Consider the following 19821-nt stretch of genomic DNA (forward strand, 5'->3'; position numbering starts at 1 on the left):
TATTAATTGCCACAACAGTAAGAAAGTACGATACCATTAGAAGTTGTAAGGTCTTGGATAGCCACGATACACGTTGCGATGCTATCACCAAGATGCCCACATTTAGAAACTTCAACAATTTAATTCTTAAAAAAGGAATCAAGGAATCGTATGAGCCAACAGGTCGCACACCCAATGGAGAAATTGCAGCGTCAAGTTCAAAAACTTGTTGATTCTAAACTGATAAAATCTACCGATGGTTTGTGGAAGATTGCACTCCTTTACGGAGATGAGTGGGCGTATTGGAAGCAAGAATTGCTTTCGTTTGAATTCTCAATGAAAGATCCAGTAAGCGCTTTACTTGCTGTTGATACGTGGGAAGAAGACGAGGGATGAGGGATGAAACAAGAGCCTTTAAAGTGCTTCTTGTAAAGCATTGAAGTCATCTTCACGTCACCATTGGACAATTTGCAATTGACAAACCGTAGTCTTGGACTAATCCTGTAACGCTGCTTTATAGACAGGAAGCTTACTCAAGAAGCTTTTGGTAGTCAAGAATGATCTACTAACGTCAGGGTGCTGAATTACGGCGATCGCGCTGGACAGCCAAATCTCACCTTCAAGATATGAGTGATGCTATTTCAGAATTCTTGCGCTTTAAGTTAGCGCAAGTGTCCTAAATTAGGGCGTACTTTGGCTCGAATCGCGATCGCGGTGATGTTATCGTGCCCATTGAGCTGATTGGCTAAATCAATCAGCTTACTCACGCCTTGATCTAAATTGGTCTGCGAACTCACCAGCGGATCAATGTGGGTTTGCCAATTCTGTTCCAGTAGATTGTTATCGGTTAGTCCATCCGATGCTAGAATAATCACCGCATCTTCGTTAATCTCAAAATACTGCACGTCTGGGTGAATGAAGTGTTCGTCTCTCGGTCCCAACGCTTGCGTTAGCTGATACGCATCTGGACGACTATAGGCAATTTCAGGTTCAACCCCGCGCAGAATTTCACGCTGCCCTACTTCGTGATCGAGTGTGAGTTGCTCTAAGCCACGCTTGCGCGTATAGCGGTAAAGACGACTATCACCCACATGCGCGATCGCAATTTCCGTATCTTGCAACAGCAGCAGCACCATTGTCGTTCCCATTCTGCCGCTTCCCGACCGGGCATTGGTTTGATTCACATCATAGATTGCTTTGTTCGCACGCTGGATCGCCTCCCGAATGACGTCTGCGGGCGGCAGCTTGGCATCTGCTCCAGTCTCTGCGGCCTGTTGCCAATACTGCTGAAAATAGCTGCGTAACGTATCTGCGGCTAACTGACTTGCCACTTCGCCACTTGCATGTCCGCCCATACCATCACACAGCACATACAAGCCCCGCGCTCGTACCGCTTTACCAGAAGATAAATGAGTTTTTGCGACTTGCGTATCAATGCTAAAGCAATCTTCGTTGTGATCGCGCTGCCGTCCAATATCTGTTCGTCCAGCATCATCTAGGCTGAATAGCTGCATCGGCAAAACGACGGTGGGCAAGTCGTCCGCGTCAACTGCGGCGTCTATCGGTTCGGTTGTCGCCTCTAATGAAGAGGCGGGTTCAGAATTCGGAGGTAACTCAGACATAGATTCAGACATGGTGATGGCCGGAGGGGGAGTATCTTGAAACTCTTGGGCAAGCGTTCTGAGCCGCGATCGCAGGTCTTCAACCGTCACGACTGCCTCTACTAAAACATCTGCAATCAGTAAATGCAGATCAGCCGATTGAGTTTGAGACAGACGGGCTAGCAGTAACTGCCAAATTGTACCCAAGTTTCTCAACGTCAGTTCGCTCGGAGGGTCAGGATACAATCGCTGTAAACACAGTACCTGATCTTCATCCAACCGAAGATTGGGCAACTCTAAAAGACTTTGCCGCATTCGCCACGGATCTAGCATTTCCCACAGGTCTACCATTTCGTAGAACCAGTGCAAGATTTGCAGCATGGGTACAGTGTCGTTGTTTTGGGTCATGAAGTCTGTGAGTTGCAGCAGGTGCGATCGCTCTTCTAGCAGCAAAATGTTAGCTCCGCTGACAACTCCAGAAGAATCGCTCTGCTGCCAAGCGTCATATACCGCAGGCAGTACCTGATGCAATTCAGGTAAATGAAGATAGGGACTAGCAAGTTCGGACAAGGGTTGAGACTCGTCAAAAAAAGGTGGCTGGAGGGGCTGAGTATCCAATACCAGGCATTCGCTGCCTAGGTCAGTTTCTTGAAACGCTGACAAAATCTGATATCGACAGGCAGGATCTAAATACTTCAATGCTGCCGAATCTTTTTTGGTTCCTTCAGGGTTGCGACAATCGCTAACTGCAGTTGCTTTGAGAGGATGAATATCACAAATTGCTAACAAGATCGTTCCCGTTACAGTACCGCACTGAGAACATCTTTCAGCAGCAAGCAGTACCAAAGCATCACAACCTGGACAGGATTTTTCCGTGAGAGACATTCCGCACACCTGACAGAATTCGTGAGCGTCTGGATTTTCAGACTGACACTGAGAGCAAACAAGCATTGATCTCTACTTCTCACTGGGATGGAGACATTCCAATCTTACGCACATTTTTAGTGATGGTGCTTTGATTTTTAGAAGGATTCATCCCTCATCTCCTGCAAAGGTTCGGCTTTCATCCTTCATCCCTCATCCTTCATCCCTGTACAATAGAGCCAGACTTTGCAGATGCAATGAATCTATGACCACTGCGATTACAAAAACTCAGTACGAAGCTGTTATCGGACTTGAAACTCACTGTCAGTTGAGTACCGAAACCAAGATCTTCTCAGATAGCTCTGCGAAATTTACAGCTGATCCAAACATTAATATTGATCCGGTCTGTATGGGACTGCCGGGAGTGCTGCCGGTTCTCAATCAAAAGGTGCTGGAGTATGCTGTAAAAGCAGGGCTGGCGCTTAACTGTCAGATCGCGCCTTACAGTAAGTTCGATCGCAAGCAATATTTTTATCCTGATCTACCAAAAAATTATCAGATTTCGCAATTCGATTTGCCGATCGCAGAACACGGGTGGCTAGAAATCGAAATTACCGACAGCACGGGTAAGCCATTGCTCGATGAAAATGGTCAGTCAATTACAAAGCGAATTGGGATTACTCGCCTCCATATGGAAGAGGATGCCGGGAAACTGGTGCATGGAGGAAGTGACCGTTTATCTGGCTCGACCTATTCCTTGGTAGACTACAATCGCGCTGGGGTGCCCCTTGTCGAGATCGTGTCTGAGCCGGATATGCGAACCGGACAAGAAGCCGCCGAATACGCTCAAGAATTGCGCCGGATCATGCTCTATTTGGGTGTGAGCGATGGCAACATGCAAGAAGGATCGCTGCGCTGCGATGTGAATATCTCAGTGCGCCCGATTGGGCAGAAAGAGTTCGGCACGAAGGTCGAAATCAAAAACATGAACTCGTTCAGCGCGATCCAGAAAGCGATCGATTACGAGATTGATCGACAAATTCGTGCGATCGAGACTGGGGAGCGAATTTTGCAAGAAACTCGGTTGTGGGAAGAAGGCGCTCAGCGCACGATCACAATGCGGGTCAAAGAAGGATCGAGCGATTACCGCTATTTTCCAGAACCTGACTTGGGTCCGATTGAAGTGTCCCCTCAGCAGCTTGAAACGTGGCGCTCAGAGCTTCCGCAACTTCCCTATCAGAAGCGTCCTTACTATGAGAAAACCTTGGGGCTTTCACCGTATGATGCGCGAGTACTGACCGATGACCGTGCGATCGCAGACTATTTTGAAGCGACCGTTGCCGCAAAAGCGAATCCTAAACTCGCTGCCAACTGGATTATGGGCGACATTAGCGCCTATCTTAACAATGAGCGGCTCAGCATCACGGAAATTCCGCTCAAGCCAGAATCCCTGAGTGAACTGATTGGTCTGATTGAAGCCGGAACGATTAGCAACAAAATTGCGAAAGACATTCTGCCAGAACTGCTAGCAAAAGGCGGTTCTGCCAAAGAACTCGTCGAGAGCAAAGGCTTGATCCAAATTTCGGATACGGGCGCGATCGAAGCCGCGATCGAGGCAGTGCTGGCAGAAAATCCCAACGAGTTAGAGCAGTATCGTGCAGGGAAAACCAAGCTTCTTGGCTTCTTTGTGGGAAAAGTCATGAAGCAAACAGGAGGACGGGCAGATCCGAAGCTGACCAACCAGCTTTTGGCAAAGAAGCTCAACGCCTGAGGCTTGAAATTCAGTAGCGCCGCGTTGGATAGGGTGAGCCAAACCCTACTACCGAGGAAATACCGATTTTTATGAATTTCTGGCAAAAACTCAGTGTATTTTTGACGAAGAAGAGGGAAAGGGGTTACTCCCCCCACCCCTTCGATGGCATACTGTGATAAGTAGATGCACCCTGATGACAGGGGGAGTCGTGTTAGTACGACGCCTCCTTTTTTCTTTTTAAAGCAACGGCTTTCGCCGTCCGAAGAAATTTTATCCTAAACGAGATTTCGCTTCTTTCTCGAACCAAGCCACAACCTGGGGAACGGTAAGATTTTCGATCGCAATTCCGCTATCCTGTGCAGCTAACGTCAAAGGTTTGTTAGCAGAAATCACAAGCTGCGTAAAAAATCGTTTGAACTCGTTGTCGATCGCGCCCTGCAAACTCTCGTCTTGGTAGATCCAATCTTCAATTTGATTCGGGTTGAGATTCGCGATCGCTTGTCCCGATTCGGAGGAGATTTTTTTCAGCGATCGTAGCGAATACAGGGCGACTCGCGTCGCAAATTTGTCTTTTGAAGTCAACAGCGCTTTATCCACTTCCGCCGATTCTTCAGGAGTTAAAAATTCTGTTGGAGACTGCATAAAAAATTAGGTTTCATTAGTCAGACAAGGTGTACAAGGTGAATCGCTCATCAGGCTCATCCTGAATAAGTAGCTGAACATTCTGCGGCTCTTGCCAAGACTGAGCTTTTACAACTTCAATAAACTCCCAAATCCTTAAGAAATTGTATGCACCGCCATAAATACGGGTTCCCATAACTTTGCCAGTATTAACATACTGATTCAAATTCTCAAGAGGGGAATAGCTTTGCTGCGCAAGCCAAGCATTGATATTTTTAACAGGAAGAACCGGTTCAACTGGCTCAATCCCTTCCTCAGCAAGTTCTATTTCTTCAGTCCAGACCTCGCCCAAGCTAAAAATTAGAATGACATCTACAACCCAACTCAGTTATTTTACTTGAATTAAATAACCACAGCGATGCTCGCCCTCTACCAGCCAATGCGTCCGCTCGACTGTGCATCCTTGTAGTGCCAACGCAAACATTTCTAGCTCATGGCCGCAAACGCTCGGAAACGACTCTGCAATGTGAGAGATCGCGCAGTTATACTCAGTCAGAACATATTTTAGATCCGCACCTTCCGACTCGACCGGATGGCATTCGGCCATATAGCCTTCTTGCTTTCTCAGTTCGACCAATTTTGCAACTCGCTCTGCAAGCGAGCCAGTGCCGACACGATCGCGATACTCTATCGCCTTACGCTCCCACTGTTTTCGTAAAATCGTTTTCATCTGGTCTTGGCTCACCGTTTCTGCCAACGTATCAAGTAGCGAAACAGCGAAATCATCATAGCGATCGGGAAACTGCGATCGCCCGACGCGGCTTAACTCGTAGACAAAATTGGGACGCCCCATTCCAGCCTGCACCACCTGATGCAAAATCAATCCTTCTGTTTCCAAATCTTTTAAATGACGCCGAATGGCTTGCGGACTGACCTGCAACTGCTCCGACAACTCTTGGGCCGTTGCCTGACCCTGCTTCAAAAGGTGTTGCAGGATGTCCTGTTTTGTGGATTGCTGCTGAATTGGGGTCATCCTTGTGTTCTCACAACGCTGGCTAACACTTGGCAAAAGTCGGTGCGATCAAGACGGTAGCTAAAAGGGGTGGGATAAAAAATTACTGTGCTTTAGTTATAGCGCTGTTGTGTCTGGTGCAATCCAGCTTGATCTACCGGATTTCCCTACACATTCCCCACGTCCTAAAAAGATGACTTTGACAACATCTAAGTTGTCAAAGTATTCTACAATAGAAGTTGCGCAACAAGTGTGTTGTTTTAATTATAAGATCTATCGGATGTACTGTCGTTTTGGCTTATGAATACTCAAGATCAAACTACGCAAGCATCAGATAAAAGCCTCGAAGCAATGCGGCATTTCTCAGAGCAGTATGCGAAGCGAACGGGGACTTATTTTTGTGTCGATCCGGGTGTAACTGCCGTCGTAATCGAGGGACTTGCCAAGCACAAAGATGACTTAGGCGCACCGCTTTGCCCTTGTCGGCATTACGAAGACAAAGAAGCCGAGGTCGCCGTCGCTTACTGGAATTGCCCCTGTGTACCAATGCGAGAGCGCAAAGAATGCCACTGCATGTTGTTCTTGACGCCAGACAACGATTTTGCGGGTGAACGGCAAGATATTGGATTCGACGAAATTCGTACTGTCACCAATCACAGCTAACCATTTCTTTTTGACAAACCTCTCTAGACCTGAGAACACTACTTTAACCATGAGTGCAACCGTTCAAAGCCTCGTCAATCAGCCCTACAAGTACGGATTCATCACCAATATTGAATCCGATACTCTTCCTCGTGGGCTAAGTGAAGACACCGTCCGTCTGATTTCTGCCAAGAAAGAAGAGCCAGACTGGATGCTCCAGTTTCGGCTAAAAGCTTATCGCCAGTGGCTCAAGATGGTAGAGCCAACCTGGGCATTAGTTGATTATCCAGCGATTAACTATCAAGACATCATCTATTACTCTGCGCCTAAAGTATCAGAGAAGAAAAAGAGCCTGGACGAAGTTGATCCAGAGCTTCTAGAAACCTTTGAGAAGCTCGGCATTTCTCTGTCTGAGCAAAAGCGCTTGACCAACGTTGCAGTCGATGCGATTTTTGACAGCGTTTCTGTCGCAACTACGTTTAAGGAGAAGCTGGCAGAAAAGGGCGTTATCTTCTGCTCAATCTCGGAAGCGGTAAAAGAGCATCCCGAACTCGTGAAGAAGTATTTGGGAAGCGTTGTTCCGGCTGGCGACAATTTCTTTGCGGCTCTGAATGCGGCAGTGTTTAGCGATGGCTCCTTTGTGTTCATTCCTAAAGGCGTCGCTTGTCCAATGGAGTTGTCTACTTATTTCCGCATCAATAACGGAGATTCTGGTCAGTTTGAGCGGACGTTGATTGTGGCCGAAGAAGGCAGCCAAGTGAGCTATCTCGAAGGCTGTACCGCTCCAATGTATGACACTAACCAGCTTCATGCGGCGGTTGTAGAGTTAGTGGCGCTAGATAATGCCGATATCAAATACTCAACTGTGCAGAACTGGTATGCCGGAGACGAAAACGGCAAAGGTGGCATCTACAACTTCGTGACCAAGCGCGGGTTGTGCCAAGGCGTGAATTCTAAAATCTCTTGGACTCAAGTAGAGACAGGTTCTGCTATTACCTGGAAATATCCAAGCTGTGTGTTAGCTGGCGATAATTCGGTTGGCGAATTCTACTCGGTGGCTCTGACGAATCACTATCAGCAAGCCGATACTGGAACCAAAATGGTTCACGTTGGCAAGAATACTCGCAGCACGATTATTTCTAAGGGAATTTCGGCGGGAAATTCAAAGAATAGCTATCGCGGCTTAGTGAAGATCAGCCCTAAAGCAGCAGGCGCACGCAACTACTCGCAGTGTGACTCGATGCTAATTGGCGACAATGCCCAAGCCAATACCTTTCCTTACATTCAAGTGCAAAACAACGGAAGCAAGGTTGAACACGAAGCTTCCACCTCTAAAATTGGCGAAGACCAGTTGTTCTACTTTGCTCAACGGGGCATTTCTCAAGAAGATGCTATCTCGATGATGATTAGCGGTTTCTGCAAGGATGTATTTAACCAGTTGCCGATGGAGTTTGCGGTTGAGGCAGATCGTCTGCTCAGCCTCAAGCTAGAAGGCAGCGTAGGTTAGAGAGATATGGTTCCTGCTTCAATTGGGGGGAACAGGTGGAATCGGCAAGCATGGGATTGGGATTCGCAGGGATTGAATTAGTACGGGGCGCAGATGTCATTCTGGTGCAAGAAGGGTTTCTTCAAGAGGATCAGATGCGGCGTTGTACGTTGTCGGCGCTTCTAGATAGCGGTGCTACCATGCTGGCGATTTCAGGCTTTGTGAGACAACAATTAGCGCTTCGTAAGCTCAACGATATTGGGGCAGAGTTTGTTGATAGTTCTAGCGTGTCTGAAGGAACCCCTCACTCCCGAATCAAAACAGGTGTTGCTGGGCGCGATTCCAATTGAAGGGATAGATGTCTTGATCGATCCCAAGCGGGAGCGGCTGATCGTCAATTCTGAAAGTCCAGACATTACTGAAGATGATGTTGATGTAACGATAGCTCAGCAGGTAGCGAGGTTGAAATGAGTGACGTAATTTTATCAGTGAAGGATTTGACCGCTGAGGTCGATGGTACTCCAATTCTTAAAGGCTTCAATTTAGAGATTAAAGCCGGGGAAATTCACGCCATTATGGGACCGAATGGATCGGGCAAAAGCACATTCTCTAAAATTTTGGCGGGGCATCCTGCTTATACGGTGACTGGCGGCGAGATTGTCTTTCAAGGGCAAAATCTACTGGAACTGGAGCCAGACGAACGCGCCAAATCTGGAGTGTTTTTGGCATTTCAATATCCGTTAGAAATCCCGGGCGTGAGTAACGTCGATTTCTTGCGCGTCTCGTACAATGCCAAGCGCAAACACGAAGGGTTAGATGAGTTAGACGCCTTTGACTTTGATGAAGTGGTGCGATCTAAAGTGACGCTGCTGAAGATGGATCCTTCGTTTCTCAACCGCAGTGTGAATGAAGGCTTTTCGGGTGGTGAGAAGAAGCGAAATGAAATTCTGCAAATGGCTTTGCTAGAGCCAAGCCTAGGCATTCTCGATGAGATTGATTCGGGTCTTGATATCGACGCTTTAAAGGTTGTTGCGAGCAGTGTAAATGCGCTTAAAAAGCCAGAGAATGCAACGCTAATCATTACTCATTATCAACGCTTGCTAAACTACATCACGCCGGACTTTGTGCATGTAATGGCGAATGGACGCATTCTGAAGAGTGGCGGTAAAGACTTGGCTCTAGAACTAGAAGCGAAAGGGTATGACTGGGTGTTAGACAGCCAAGCGGTAGGTGCGTAATGACAATCCAATCTACCCTATCTGACGTTGGAAATTTGGGCGTGTCTACGAAGGTCGATCGCGCGGCTTATCTTTTGGGGTTGTTGAGCTTGCGGAGTGAGTTGCCATCGGAGTTGGCTGGGCTGAAGGAGATCCGCGATCGCGCCTTCTCCCTCGTTCGCGATCGCGCCATTCCCAGCACACGCGAAGAAGAATGGCGCTTTACCGATCTCTCGGGGCTGCTGCAAGTTCAGTTTCAAAACAGTGCGCCGTCTGAGATTGGATTTCCTCAGATTGAATCGTTTTTACTACCTGAATCTACTAATAGCCGTTTGGTTTTTGTGGATGGCGTTTATGCGCCTGCCTTATCTGCTGTTAATGATTTGCCAGACGGCGTGTTAGCGGGAAACTTGGCCGCTGGAGTGCAACTGTTTCCAAAGCTGTACGAGCATTTAGCATTGCATCCAGGCGGTGAGGAAATTTTCACGGCGTTGAATACCGCGAGCTTTACCGATGGCGCGATCGTATGGGTTCCGAAGAATCAAGCGATTACACCTCCAATTCATCTTCTATTTGTCTCGACGCGAGAAGCACTTTGTCATCCCCGCGCTTTGGTTGTGGCAGAGACGGGCAGTAGCGTAACGCTGGTCGAAGAGTATGTCTGCTTGGCTGAGGGTGCATACTTCACCAATCCAGTTACGGAAATCTGGCTTGGGGAAAATGCTGAGGTTCGCCATACTAGAGTTCAAAGGGATAGCGTTGCCGCGTTCCATATTGGCAAGACGGCTGTTTCTCAAGCGCGAGATTCTCGCTATGACTGTACGACGGTGAGTTTGGGCGGGAAATTGTCTCGCCATCATTTAGAGGTATATCAGACGGGTGAGCAGACCGATACTAAGTTAAACGGACTGACGATCGTCGATGGCGATCGCTTGGGGGATACTCACAGCTTGATTGCACTGAGTCAGCCCTATGGAACTGCGAATCAGGTCAATAAGACGATTGTCAGCGATCGCGCTCATGCTGTATTCAATGGCAGAGTGGTTGTGCCGAAAGCGGCTCAGTTGACGAATGCGGCGCAGTTAAGCCGGAACTTGTTGCTGTCACCGAAAGCACGAGTGGACACTAAGCCCCAGCTAGAAATTACGGCTGACAATGTGAAATGCGCTCACGGAGCCACAGTGAGCCAGTTAGAAGATGATGAAGTGTTCTATTTGCAGAGTCGGGGCATTGAGGCAGACCAAGCGCGGAAGTTGTTGACCTATGCCTTTGCGATCGAGGTGATCGATCGGATCTCGGTGGCGTCACTACGCAATGCATTAACTCAATTGGTGCGGATTCAGAGTGCATAATCTTCGACCAAGACGCGGAGTTTGGCATCTCTACAGGTTTATTGATCCTTTATTTCTTCTTGAACGATGACTATCATCCAGGAAAAAACGCTCTCTGCTCTGACTCGACCTGATTTCCCCATTCTGAATCAGACGATTCACGACAAGCCACTGGTTTATCTTGATAATGCGGCGACTTCGCAAAAGCCGATCGCGGTGCTAGATGCGATTGGTCATTATTACAGGTATGACAATGCGAATGTGCATCGAGGCGTGCATACGCTCAGTTCACGGGCGACAGATGCTTATGAAGGCGCTCGCGACAAGGTTGCGGCGTTTGTGAATGCGGCATCTCGTCAGGAGATTGTCTATACCCGTAATGCCAGCGAGGCGATCAACTTGGTTGCTTACTCTTGGGCGTTGAATACGCTAAAGCAAGGCGATGAAATTGTGCTGTCGGTAATGGAGCATCATAGCAATCTGGTTCCGTGGCAAATTATTGCTGGTCGGACAGGCGCAGTGCTGAAGCATGTTGAATTGACTGAGACGGAAGAGTTTGACTTTGAGCAGTTCAAGTTGCTGTTGTCGGATAAGACAAAGCTCGTTTCAGCGGTACATGTCTCCAACACGCTGGGTTGTATTAATCCCGTCAAAGAGATTTGTGCCGAAGCTCACAACGTTGGCGCACGAGTGCTGATCGATGCCTGTCAGAGTGTGCCGCACATGCCGATCGATGTTCAAGAGATTGATTGCGATTGGTTAGTGGCATCAGGTCACAAGATGTGTGCGCCGACCGGGATTGGCTTCTTGTATGGCAAGTTGAATTTGCTGCGATCGATGCCTCCGTTTATGGGCGGCGGCGAAATGATTGCCGATGTGTTCCTTGATCATTCTACCTATGCTGACTTGCCTCACAAGTTTGAAGCGGGTACGCCTGCCATTGGAGAAGCGATCGCGCTCGGTGCAGCAGTGGATTATCTAACCAATCTTGGCATGGATAGGATTCATGCTTATGAAGAAGAGCTAACCGATTATCTGTTCCGACAGCTTGCGACAATTCCAGAGCTTCGCCTGTATGGACCCAAGCCGAAAGCTGATGGCAGCGGGAGAGCGGCGCTTGCTTCGTTTACCGCAGGCGATGTTCATCCCCACGATTTGTCTACAATCTTGGATCAGGCCGGAGTTGCGATTCGGGCAGGACATCACTGCACACAGCCTTTGCATCGATACCTTAAAGCTCAATCGACCGCACGGGCAAGTTTGTATTTCTACAACACTCGCGAAGAGATTGACGTATTTATTGCGTCGTTAAAGGATGCGGTTGACTTCTTTGGCAGTATTTTTGGGTAGGAAGCTTAAACTAAGCTATCCCAGTGCTTTAGACTGTCCTTCATCTGATCTCGGCATGTTAGCTGTTCAAATTGTTTTAGGAGTTTTGATTCTAGGTTCGATTGTGTTCTATCTCGCGTGTGCTTGGTTTACTCAGCAGTTCTTCTCAACTGTTGCCCCAACCATTGCTACAACAGATGATGCTACACCAGATGAACCCGTTTCGATTTTAGTCCCGATTTGCGGCTTAGATGAAGGAGCGTTAGAGAACTGGACATCACTCTGTGAGCAAGAATATCCCCGTTACGAAGTATTGTTTGGGGTCGCTGACACGACTGATCCAGCCATTCCAACACTCCGTAAATTGGAAGAAACCTACCGCGATCGTTCGGAGCTTGGAGCCAATTGCGTTCGCGTTTTTGTCGATTTGGCTCCCCGTGGCATCAATCATAAAGACAGCACCTTGAGTTATCTACTCGAAGAGGCGCAATTTGAAACTTTAATTTTTGCGGATAGTGATATTTGTGTGAATCCAGACTACATTCACACCGTTACCGCTCCGCTGTCTCAAGTCGATGTAGTCACCTGCGCTTACATTGCCCACAATCCGCAGTTTTTAGGGGCAGCATTAGCGTCTTTGGGGCGGTGCTGCGATTTTATTCCGAGTGCGCTGATTGCTCGTGCCCTAGATGGCGGCTTGAAGTTTGCGATCGGAGTGACGATCGCAACTCGCAAAACTACACTCGAAGGATTTGGCGGACTGCAACTTAATCGCATTGGGTCTGATTACAATCTCGGCAAACGGGCCGCTCAAGCAGGCTACCAAGTAGAACTTTCTCATTTAGTGCTTGAGTCGGATACGGGGCGCGAAAGCATTGGGCAACTGTTTCAGCGAGAATTGCGATGGGCAAGAACGATTCGCTTTAATCGGGGTGCAATTTACTACACCATGATTTTTTGCTATGGCACGGTGTTGTGTTTGCCGTTGCTATTGGTTTCAGGTTTTGCAAGTTGGGCAATCGTCCTAACGGGATTCACCTTTGGAATTCGGTTTGGTCAAGCGGCGATCGCGGCATTGAGCATGCAGAGTCCTCATCTCGTGCGGTGGTTTTGGACGTTACCCCTGCGAGATGGATTAAGCTTCGTCATTTGGGTCATGGGAGCGTTTGGGCGACAAGCTTACTGGCGCGGGCGACGGCTGCAAATTGAAGGGGACGGAATCATTCGTCAATTGGAGTAATCCTGATTAACGTCAATTCGGGTTAAGCCATCAGTGCCAAAGCCACGCTCCAACCGCCCTCGCTTCTCCACCCGTCCCCTCTCATTTCCCTTAGCGAGGGGGTGTCGGGGGACGGCTTCCGTCTCCTGACGAGCGGGGGCGCGGGGGAAAGTCCCCCGAATTGTGGCAACGCCACCCAACTCGCTCTAACACATCTCGTCTTATCCCGAATTCACGTTGATTAAGAGGCTGTTGGATAGGCTTTTATTAGGAATCCACCCTCCGACCTTACAATGACCAAAGATTACAGATTCAAGGCTGATACTCCAAGCTTGAATCTGCAAACTCCAAGCTAAAAGCTTGACGCTTCAGGCTAAAAGCTCGGCACTTCAGGCTAAAAGCCTCGTACTTTGACTTAAAAGCTTGATGCTTCAAGCTAAAAGCTCGACACTCCGGGCTAAAAGCCTCGTACTTTGACTTAAAAGCTCGGCACTTCAGGCTAAAAGCTCGGCACTTCGAGCTAAAAGCCTCGTACTTTGACTTAAAAGCTTGATGCTTCAAGCTAAGAGCCCGACATTTTGAGCTAAAAGCCTCGCACACCGCCCTTGAATCTCCACCTTTCGCCCTCTATTCTCAATCCTCCGTGTTTAAGTCTTAAAATCTTCTTTTTTCAGTCTCTCTCATCCCCTATCTCCTCCCCTCGTTTATCCTAAAAGAACGTGGTTTGTCGTCTAGGTAAAGATTGATGGTCGGATCGCTTGAACAAATTACCCAAAACCTTGCTGCTCTCGACCAAAAAGTAGAGGCACTGAGAGAAGACTTTCGCACCGCCTACTCCAACTACTTGCAGACCTTAGGAAAAGTCGCTCGTCAGCAGTTTATTCTCTCTTGTCACCACATCTGCACCGAAGGGTATCCCCAAGCGTTTTTGACGCTATCGGTCAGAGGTCGCCAACAGCTTCAAGATGCTCTGCGCGATTTGGCAAAACAGGTAGAACACGACTTAATTGACACGCTTACCCTGGCTGATGAAGCCACCGAAAGTCATGATGACGAATCGCTCGACGAACTGAGTGAAGAGCTAGACTTTTCCCTCAGCGACGATGACCTTGAACTCCTCGAAGCCGAGGGTGAGATAGAAGAGTTAGAGCTAGAAGATGAAAACGAGCTCGAAGCGCTCCTCTCGAAAGTGGTTTTATCTCCAGCCGAACGCAAACCCCTCACTCCGATCGAGCGGCTCGGTCAGTGGCAATCGACGCTAGAACGCTCGATTACGAGAACGCTGCAAATCACCTCTCAAGCGGCGAACCAACTCTTGCAACATCATGACGTTTTGCCCAAACAAGTGCCGCCTCCGGTGTTAGAAGCAGCGGCAAAGGCAAAGGGCAATGAGCCATCGTCCGGTCCTCCAAATCTGCTGAACTTGCTGGTCGATGCCAGCGCCGACTCTGCCAAATCTAAAAAGCTAAATCCGGCAACGCTAGTGCATGTGATTGCCGTTAACCTGCGGCTTGCCGAAATCGAATTTAATGACATGAGCGTGATGAGCGATCGCAACAAACTCCGCAATCTCAAGAAACAATATCAGGCGTTGGCAAAGGAGTATGGGCAGAAACAGCGCGACCATACGATCGCCCAAGCTCGCCTTGCCTGGAAGTCAACCTGGACGAATGAGTAACGCGTGGTAGAAGACAGAAACCAGAAGACAAGGCATGATAGGAGTTACGCCTCATTTTTGAATGAATCATTTTTGGATGAAAAGGATAGACACATGACCAGTCAGGGAATTAGAATCGCCGCGATCGGAGACATCCACGACCGATGGGAGTCGGAGGATGAAGCCGCTCTAGAATATCTAGGCGTCGATCTTGCCCTGTTTGTCGGAGATTTTGGCAACGAATCCGTTGATATTGTGCGGCAAATCGCGGGTATCAATATCCCGAAAGCGGCCATCATGGGCAATCACGATGCTTGGTACAACGCCACCGACTGGGGAATTAGCAAATGTCCCTACGATCGCGCCAAGGAAGATCGGGTGCAGCAGCAGTTAGATCTGCTGGGAGAGGCTCATGTAGGCTTTGGAAAGCTCGATTTTCCAGAGTTAAACCTCAGCGTGGTGGGCACTCGCCCGTTTAGTTGGGGCGGGTCAAGCTGGAAAAATAATCGGTTCTATCGAGAGCGCTTTGGGGTGCAAAGTTTTGAAGAGTCGGTAGAGCGCATCGTCGAGGCAGCGAGTCAAACGCAATCCGATACGCTGCTGTTTATGGGTCACAACGGTCCGTTAGGACTGGGCAATGCGGCGGAAGACCCCTGTGGTAAAGATTGGCAACCCATTGGCGGTGATCACGGCGACCCGGATTTTGCAGACGCGATCGCCAAAACCCGTCAACTGGGCAAAACCATTCCTTTTGCCACCTTTGGGCATATGCATCACACCCTGCGCCATACCAAAGATCAAACGCGACGAGCCATCCACATCGATCCGGCAGGAACCGTTTATCTCAATGCCGCAAACGTGCCTCGCATCGTGGAGCGAAACGGCGATCGCTTCCGCAATTTTTCGATCGTCACTTTGCAAAATGGTCTGGTGTCGCAAGCGTCGCTGCTGTGGCTCAACCGAGATTTTGAAGTCGCTTCAGAGCAAATTCTTTACAATGCTCCAGATGCGATCGCTATCGACGATCCAGCGCTACATGCTGCTAACCGTAAGTAATATCTGTGCGATCGTCGCAATCCCACATCAGCACTTTCAGCGCTAAACGTTCTCCTTTTTGCCCAACTGAGCTAATATAAGATTTGTCTCCTGGAGAGGTGGCAGAGTGGTCGATAGCGTTCGACTTGAAATCGAATGACCCAAAAGGTCCGTGGGTTCGAATCCCACCCTCTCCGTTTACAGTGCTAGTAAATTACAGTGCCAACAAATAAAGTAGTGGTTCCTGACAGTGATGATTGCTAGGAACCGCCCTTCGGCGGCATACGGAACCGCAGCCTAGACAACTGAGCTTGTCTACTGCCTTCAGGAGAATCAGTATCTATCGAGCACTTAAAACCAATCAAGTGAGAAGTTTTAATCATGGATATAGAACTGGTTCCTTGCTCTGTTGAACACCTTGAAGCCCTGATTCAAGGCGCAGATGCTTTTCGTGCAGCGTTTGGACTTCAAGTCGTTGATGGCTACTTGCCGTTTGAAGGAGCACTTCAATACTCGCTGAACCTGCTGCGATCGTCACAAATTTGGAATCCGTGGTTGCCCTATCTATTTATTTTTCCAAACGACAAAGCGTTGGTCGGTCTTGGCGGATTCAAATCAGTTCCTGATCCTAGTCGTGTTGTTGAGATTGGTTACTCGGTTGCACCCGCCTATCAAGGCCGAGGGTTTGCAACTTCTGCAGCGCGCCAATTAATCGAAATTGCAGCTGCTTCAGCCTTGGTTGACAAGGTGTGTGCCCATACGTTGGCAGAGCCGAGTGCATCCACCACAGTATTAGAAAAAAGCGGAATGATGAGAGTAGCGGAGATTGTTGATCCTGAAGATGGACAATTGTGGCAATGGGAAATTAAAGTGGCACAATCAGACATTGAAGCAGGCAGTTAAAAGACCAGCGCTTTGTTCTGTTTGACTCGCCACGGCTCACAACAGCCGTTATGCTGTTGGTGAATAGCTGTGTTGTGAATGCGCTGAATTTCTAAATTTACTGTGATTCTAAATTTTTCAGTTGCTAATCATAATTCATAGCTGTTGAAGATTATTTTCTAAAATTTGCTCTTTCATAATCATTTATCTGCTCTAACTAACGTGGCTATTTTGACAAGAAAAGACGCTGAAGAGATGTTGCAACAATTTATTTGTAATGATGCATCTCCTCAACCCTCTGACTCTGCGCTGATTCGCGAAGCGTTGTTACTCGTTGCAGGTTTATCGGATTATCAGATTTTAGGAATTTGTGCCGACAATGCTGAACAAGGACTACGATCGCTGTATTCCTACTCGAAAGCATTGGGCTACGAAACAATTCCAGAAATTGATACCATTTCAGGCGCGACCTATATCAAATACAATCCGATGCGGGAACGCGCTTACATGGAACCTTATTTAGGAAAGCATCGTGGTGTATTAGTGTCCTGTCAGTCTGACTACAGCGATGGCGTTAACGAAACTTTTGGACATCTGCCGCTTGATTTGTTTGACTAAACCTACCCGTAAAGTAAGCCCAGATCAGTATTCGATCTGGGCTCGGCCTTTATAGACCAACCCTATTAAAACTGGTGGCGTTTTTGTTCAGCAGAGCAAATACTTGCTGTGAATATGAGTCTACGGCTTTAGATAGAGAAACGTTGAAAAAATAAAAGGTTCTTCAACTTTTTATAGAATCCGTTACGCAGATGAGATGAATGATTCTAGCGTCCTAATTCTTGCGATCGCAACCATGCCGCTTTAACCGCCTCCATAACTGCCGATCGAAATCCCGCTTTTTCAAGCTGAGCGATCCCCGCGATCGTCGTTCCGCCCGGACTCGTCACCCGATCTTTTAGTTCTCCCGGATGCATTGCCGTCTCTTGCAAAAGTTGTGCTGTTCCGCGCACGGTTTGCAGCGCGAGTTTCATTGCCACTCCTCGCGGCAATCCGGCGGCAACCCCACCATCTGCCAGAGCTTCGATCATCAGCGCTACATAGCCGGGTCCTGATCCCGACAGCCCTGTGACTGCATCCATTGACGATTCTGGAACTTCAACGACTTCGCCAACCGTTTGAAGAATGTGAGTGGCAAGGTCGAGGTGCGATCGCTGGACCTGCTGACCTGCCGCGATCGCAGTTACGCCTGCACCCACCGCAGCAGGCGTATTAGGCATAGAGCGAACCACAGGTTGTCCTGGAAATGCCGCTTCTAATTGGCTCAGCGATGTCCCTGCCAGAATCGAGATGACCAACGCCGAAGGCTGGAGGTGACTTGATATTTCTGATGCGACTTGGGGAAGAATCTGGGGTTTGATGGCAAGCAGCACAACTTCAGACGCGATCGCAGCGTTCTGATTGTGCCCCGTCACCCCGACCTTGTAGGTTTGCGCTAGGAACTCCCGCCGCTCAGTAGATGGCTCACTTACCACTATTTCTGCCGAGCCATACATCTGCTGAGCAACTAGGCGAGACAAGAGCGCTTCACCCATCATCCCACCACCAATCATGCCAAACCGAACTGACTTGTTATTCATAACTTCAAGGGTTTAGAAAAAGAAAGACCCTCATTGAGGGTCTTTAACCAAACTATTCAAAACGTTTAACCACGTGTAACTTACCGTTGGAGCTACCAATTAGCCTTGAGCTGTTCTCTGCTCTGTCCATGCAGGGGCAGGTGCAGTCGTGCGGGGACGAGCGGGCTGAGGCTGAGGCACTTCGTGAATCACGTTGCCTGACGTGCTGACCTGAACACAACTTGGAGTGAACAAGAAAATGCTCTCACCAATGCGCTCTTGATGACCGTCGATCGCATAAGTGCCACCCGCCACGAAGTCAACCGCACGCTGCGCTTGATCGGGATCCATAATGGTCAGATTCAAGACAACCGACTTGCGTTCCCGGAGAGCTTGAATGGCTTGAGGCATTTCCTCAAACGTGCGCGGCTCCATAACGACCACTTCAGAAATACCGTTCGTTGCACCGGGCATTCCAATTACGTTGTTCATTGTTGTTCCTACTACACCAGTTGTTTCTGAACCTATGACAGCTGCCCGATTATTCCGCAGGCTTCCGTCTGTGTCGCGAAATCGGCTTGTTCCTCGACGCGCACGAGCCTCATCTTCCGTTGCAGGAACCGGGGCTGGAGTTGGGGTTTCTTCTTGGTACAGGGTTTGATAATCCTGTCCATCCATCTCGTCATACTCGTATTCGTAGTCCATTGGTTCGTTTAGTCCTACGAAATCCCGCAATTTACTGAAGATACTCACTGTGTCACGCTCCGTCACAATCTATCGAGTTTACTTGAGGTTAGTTGAAAGTCATCGAGAGTAGCAGAAAATCCAGCTAAAAGATCTTAATATTTTAGAGAGGGGAAATACTCTCCTAAGCTAATCTTTTGTTGTAGTTAAGCAAACCTTGGTTTGCTAGTGGTCAGCTTAGATAGGTTAGCTGACTAGATGAGACTACATTGATTTGAAGAAATAGTATACCTCCAAGCTCCAAAGTTGGAATATCTATTTTTTCTAGGTCTCGGCAGCAATTGTATCGGTAGATTGAGAAATGGAACGCCGAATTGAAACTTTGTTAGCAATTCAAAAAACTCCATCTCAGAATCTTCCTCTCAAATTGTTTCTTTATAGACCACCGCCCCCAATTACTTCGGTGAAGTCGTCAGCCGCAAACCATATTTTTTGTGTTTTCAGCCGCTACAACAAACCTAGCTAAGAAGAAATCCTTGCAGATCTCAGCTATGCGTTTTACACAGCCGGGTCTTTTAGAAACAGCCGCATTATTTGCAACTCTGACTCCTCCGTGTTTTGCAAGTGTCCAAATAAAATCTAGATAAATCTAGGTTTGAACACTGAATCTAGGTCGAAATCCCGTTACAGGTAAACAACCTTATCACTTTTCCTCGAAGATGCAACACCCTTTTTTCTAAGGTTAAAGGTTTTTTAAGCCCTCATTTTCTAAATCGTTACTTTAAATGAAGAAATTAAGTTTAAGCTGACGCAACTCATAACTAAAATTACGCATATCAATGTGTTTTTCAATACTTCAATGATGCGTAACCTAGTCTAAAAATAGGTTTTCA

The 19821-nt window shown here is 48.1% G+C and carries 20 protein-coding genes and 1 tRNA gene; 14 read left to right on the forward strand and 7 right to left on the reverse strand.

Features of this window, described 5'->3' with window-relative positions; genetic code table 11:
- Window positions 1-150 precede the first annotated feature (150 nt).
- Window positions 151-375: a DUF4327 family protein gene (locus tag AC5I6P_RS04490; RefSeq protein WP_495692563.1), complete on the forward strand. Its 225-nt coding sequence runs from the start codon at window positions 151-153 to the stop codon at window positions 373-375.
- A 266-nt stretch (window positions 376-641) separates the two neighbouring features.
- Here the strand turns inward: AC5I6P_RS04490 and AC5I6P_RS04495 are convergent, their stop codons facing one another.
- Window positions 642-2531 (reverse strand): serine/threonine phosphatase, encoded by a 1890-nt coding sequence (locus AC5I6P_RS04495; RefSeq protein WP_495692564.1) that lies wholly within the window; start codon window positions 2529-2531, stop codon window positions 642-644.
- 178 nt (window positions 2532-2709) lie between these two features.
- Here AC5I6P_RS04495 and gatB point away from each other — a divergent pair, with 178 nt between their 5' ends.
- Window positions 2710-4215, forward strand: coding sequence for an Asp-tRNA(Asn)/Glu-tRNA(Gln) amidotransferase subunit GatB (gene gatB, locus AC5I6P_RS04500; RefSeq protein WP_495692565.1), 1506 nt, complete (start codon window positions 2710-2712; stop codon window positions 4213-4215).
- A 252-nt stretch (window positions 4216-4467) separates the two neighbouring features.
- Here the strand turns inward: gatB and AC5I6P_RS04505 are convergent, their stop codons facing one another.
- The 3 genes from AC5I6P_RS04505 to sufR are packed head-to-tail and all read right to left on the reverse strand — an operon-like array spanning window position 4468 to window position 5851.
- Entirely contained in the window at window positions 4468-4839 is a 372-nt protein-coding gene (locus tag AC5I6P_RS04505; RefSeq protein WP_495692566.1) for an NDH complex assembly factor CRR9, read from the reverse strand.
- Between the two features lie 16 nt (window positions 4840-4855).
- Window positions 4856-5170, reverse strand: coding sequence for a hypothetical protein (locus tag AC5I6P_RS04510; protein ID WP_495692567.1), 315 nt, complete (start codon window positions 5168-5170; stop codon window positions 4856-4858).
- A gap of 36 nt (window positions 5171-5206) precedes the next feature.
- Window positions 5207-5851 (reverse strand): iron-sulfur cluster biosynthesis transcriptional regulator SufR, encoded by a 645-nt coding sequence (gene sufR / locus AC5I6P_RS04515; protein ID WP_495692568.1) that lies wholly within the window; start codon window positions 5849-5851, stop codon window positions 5207-5209.
- Between the two features lie 279 nt (window positions 5852-6130).
- Between sufR and AC5I6P_RS04520 the strand changes: the two genes are divergently transcribed.
- From AC5I6P_RS04520 to AC5I6P_RS04550, 7 genes are all read left to right on the forward strand, one after another.
- On the forward strand, window positions 6131-6493 hold the full coding sequence (locus tag AC5I6P_RS04520; protein ID WP_495692569.1) for a ferredoxin thioredoxin reductase catalytic beta subunit: 363 nt from the start codon (window positions 6131-6133) through the stop codon (window positions 6491-6493).
- A 49-nt stretch (window positions 6494-6542) separates the two neighbouring features.
- The gene (gene sufB / locus AC5I6P_RS04525) at window positions 6543-7979 is read left to right on the forward strand and encodes a Fe-S cluster assembly protein SufB (RefSeq protein ID WP_495692570.1); all 1437 of its coding nucleotides are present in this window, start codon (window positions 6543-6545) and stop codon (window positions 7977-7979) included.
- 35 nt (window positions 7980-8014) lie between these two features.
- Window positions 8015-8308 carry a hypothetical protein gene (locus tag AC5I6P_RS04530; RefSeq protein WP_495692571.1) on the forward strand — a complete coding sequence of 98 codons (294 nt, stop codon included), beginning with the start codon at window positions 8015-8017 and terminating at the stop codon, window positions 8306-8308.
- A gap of 117 nt (window positions 8309-8425) precedes the next feature.
- A complete protein-coding gene (gene sufC / locus AC5I6P_RS04535) occupies window positions 8426-9196 on the forward strand; it encodes a Fe-S cluster assembly ATPase SufC (RefSeq protein ID WP_495692572.1) in 771 nt (256 codons plus the stop codon).
- Window positions 9196-10527 (forward strand): Fe-S cluster assembly protein SufD, encoded by a 1332-nt coding sequence (gene sufD / locus AC5I6P_RS04540; protein WP_495692573.1) that lies wholly within the window; start codon window positions 9196-9198, stop codon window positions 10525-10527. Before sufC ends, sufD begins: the two co-directional genes overlap by 1 nt.
- 66 nt (window positions 10528-10593) lie before the next feature.
- Window positions 10594-11856: a SufS family cysteine desulfurase gene (locus AC5I6P_RS04545; RefSeq protein WP_495692574.1), complete on the forward strand. Its 1263-nt coding sequence runs from the start codon at window positions 10594-10596 to the stop codon at window positions 11854-11856.
- Between the two features lie 55 nt (window positions 11857-11911).
- Complete coding sequence (locus tag AC5I6P_RS04550) at window positions 11912-13075, forward strand: glycosyltransferase (protein WP_495692575.1); 1164 nt, start codon at window positions 11912-11914, stop codon at window positions 13073-13075.
- Here the strand turns inward: AC5I6P_RS04550 and AC5I6P_RS04555 are convergent.
- Window positions 13063-13254, reverse strand: coding sequence for a hypothetical protein (locus tag AC5I6P_RS04555; protein WP_495692576.1), 192 nt, complete (start codon window positions 13252-13254; stop codon window positions 13063-13065). The genes AC5I6P_RS04550 and AC5I6P_RS04555 overlap by 13 nt on opposite strands.
- A gap of 545 nt (window positions 13255-13799) precedes the next feature.
- Here AC5I6P_RS04555 and AC5I6P_RS04560 point away from each other — a divergent pair.
- The 5 genes from AC5I6P_RS04560 (at window position 13800) to AC5I6P_RS04580 (ending at window position 17246) form a co-directional block, all read left to right on the forward strand.
- Entirely contained in the window at window positions 13800-14732 is a 933-nt protein-coding gene (locus tag AC5I6P_RS04560) for a hypothetical protein (RefSeq protein ID WP_495692577.1), read from the forward strand.
- A gap of 93 nt (window positions 14733-14825) precedes the next feature.
- Entirely contained in the window at window positions 14826-15767 is a 942-nt protein-coding gene (locus AC5I6P_RS04565; protein ID WP_495692578.1) for a TIGR04168 family protein, read from the forward strand.
- Between the two features lie 92 nt (window positions 15768-15859).
- Window positions 15860-15943 (forward strand) — tRNA-Ser (locus AC5I6P_RS04570).
- A gap of 184 nt (window positions 15944-16127) precedes the next feature.
- Window positions 16128-16649, forward strand: a complete 522-nt coding sequence (locus tag AC5I6P_RS04575; protein ID WP_495692579.1) for a GNAT family N-acetyltransferase — start codon at window positions 16128-16130, stop codon at window positions 16647-16649.
- 201 nt (window positions 16650-16850) lie between these two features.
- Window positions 16851-17246, forward strand: a complete 396-nt coding sequence (locus AC5I6P_RS04580) for a DUF1824 family protein (protein WP_495692580.1) — start codon at window positions 16851-16853, stop codon at window positions 17244-17246.
- Window positions 17247-17452: 206 nt separating this feature from the next.
- On the opposite strand, the gene proC is transcribed toward AC5I6P_RS04580, so the two are convergent.
- The gene (proC, locus tag AC5I6P_RS04585; RefSeq protein ID WP_495692581.1) at window positions 17453-18265 is read right to left on the reverse strand and encodes a pyrroline-5-carboxylate reductase; all 813 of its coding nucleotides are present in this window, start codon (window positions 18263-18265) and stop codon (window positions 17453-17455) included.
- Window positions 18266-18364: 99 nt separating this feature from the next.
- A complete protein-coding gene (locus tag AC5I6P_RS04590) occupies window positions 18365-18997 on the reverse strand; it encodes a cell division protein SepF (RefSeq protein ID WP_495692582.1) in 633 nt (210 codons plus the stop codon).
- Window positions 18998-19821: the final 824 nt, after the last annotated feature.

Source organism: Myxacorys sp. (assembly GCF_059501405.1).

Coding starts and splice junctions, on each gene's coding strand:
- AC5I6P_RS04490 (WP_495692563.1), top strand. CDS start 151: ATGAGCCAACAGGTCGCACACCCAATGGAGAAATTGCAGCGTCAAGTT.
- AC5I6P_RS04495 (WP_495692564.1), bottom strand. CDS start 2,531: ATGCTTGTTTGCTCTCAGTGTCAGTCTGAAAATCCAGACGCTCACGAA.
- gatB (WP_495692565.1), top strand. CDS start 2,710: ATGACCACTGCGATTACAAAAACTCAGTACGAAGCTGTTATCGGACTT.
- AC5I6P_RS04505 (WP_495692566.1), bottom strand. CDS start 4,839: ATGCAGTCTCCAACAGAATTTTTAACTCCTGAAGAATCGGCGGAAGTG.
- sufR (WP_495692568.1), bottom strand. CDS start 5,851: ATGACCCCAATTCAGCAGCAATCCACAAAACAGGACATCCTGCAACAC.
- AC5I6P_RS04520 (WP_495692569.1), top strand. CDS start 6,131: ATGAATACTCAAGATCAAACTACGCAAGCATCAGATAAAAGCCTCGAA.
- sufB (WP_495692570.1), top strand. CDS start 6,543: ATGAGTGCAACCGTTCAAAGCCTCGTCAATCAGCCCTACAAGTACGGA.
- sufC (WP_495692572.1), top strand. CDS start 8,426: ATGAGTGACGTAATTTTATCAGTGAAGGATTTGACCGCTGAGGTCGAT.
- sufD (WP_495692573.1), top strand. CDS start 9,196: ATGACAATCCAATCTACCCTATCTGACGTTGGAAATTTGGGCGTGTCT.
- AC5I6P_RS04545 (WP_495692574.1), top strand. CDS start 10,594: ATGACTATCATCCAGGAAAAAACGCTCTCTGCTCTGACTCGACCTGAT.
- AC5I6P_RS04550 (WP_495692575.1), top strand. CDS start 11,912: ATGTTAGCTGTTCAAATTGTTTTAGGAGTTTTGATTCTAGGTTCGATT.
- AC5I6P_RS04560 (WP_495692577.1), top strand. CDS start 13,800: ATGGTCGGATCGCTTGAACAAATTACCCAAAACCTTGCTGCTCTCGAC.
- AC5I6P_RS04565 (WP_495692578.1), top strand. CDS start 14,826: ATGACCAGTCAGGGAATTAGAATCGCCGCGATCGGAGACATCCACGAC.
- AC5I6P_RS04575 (WP_495692579.1), top strand. CDS start 16,128: ATGGATATAGAACTGGTTCCTTGCTCTGTTGAACACCTTGAAGCCCTG.
- proC (WP_495692581.1), bottom strand. CDS start 18,265: ATGAATAACAAGTCAGTTCGGTTTGGCATGATTGGTGGTGGGATGATG.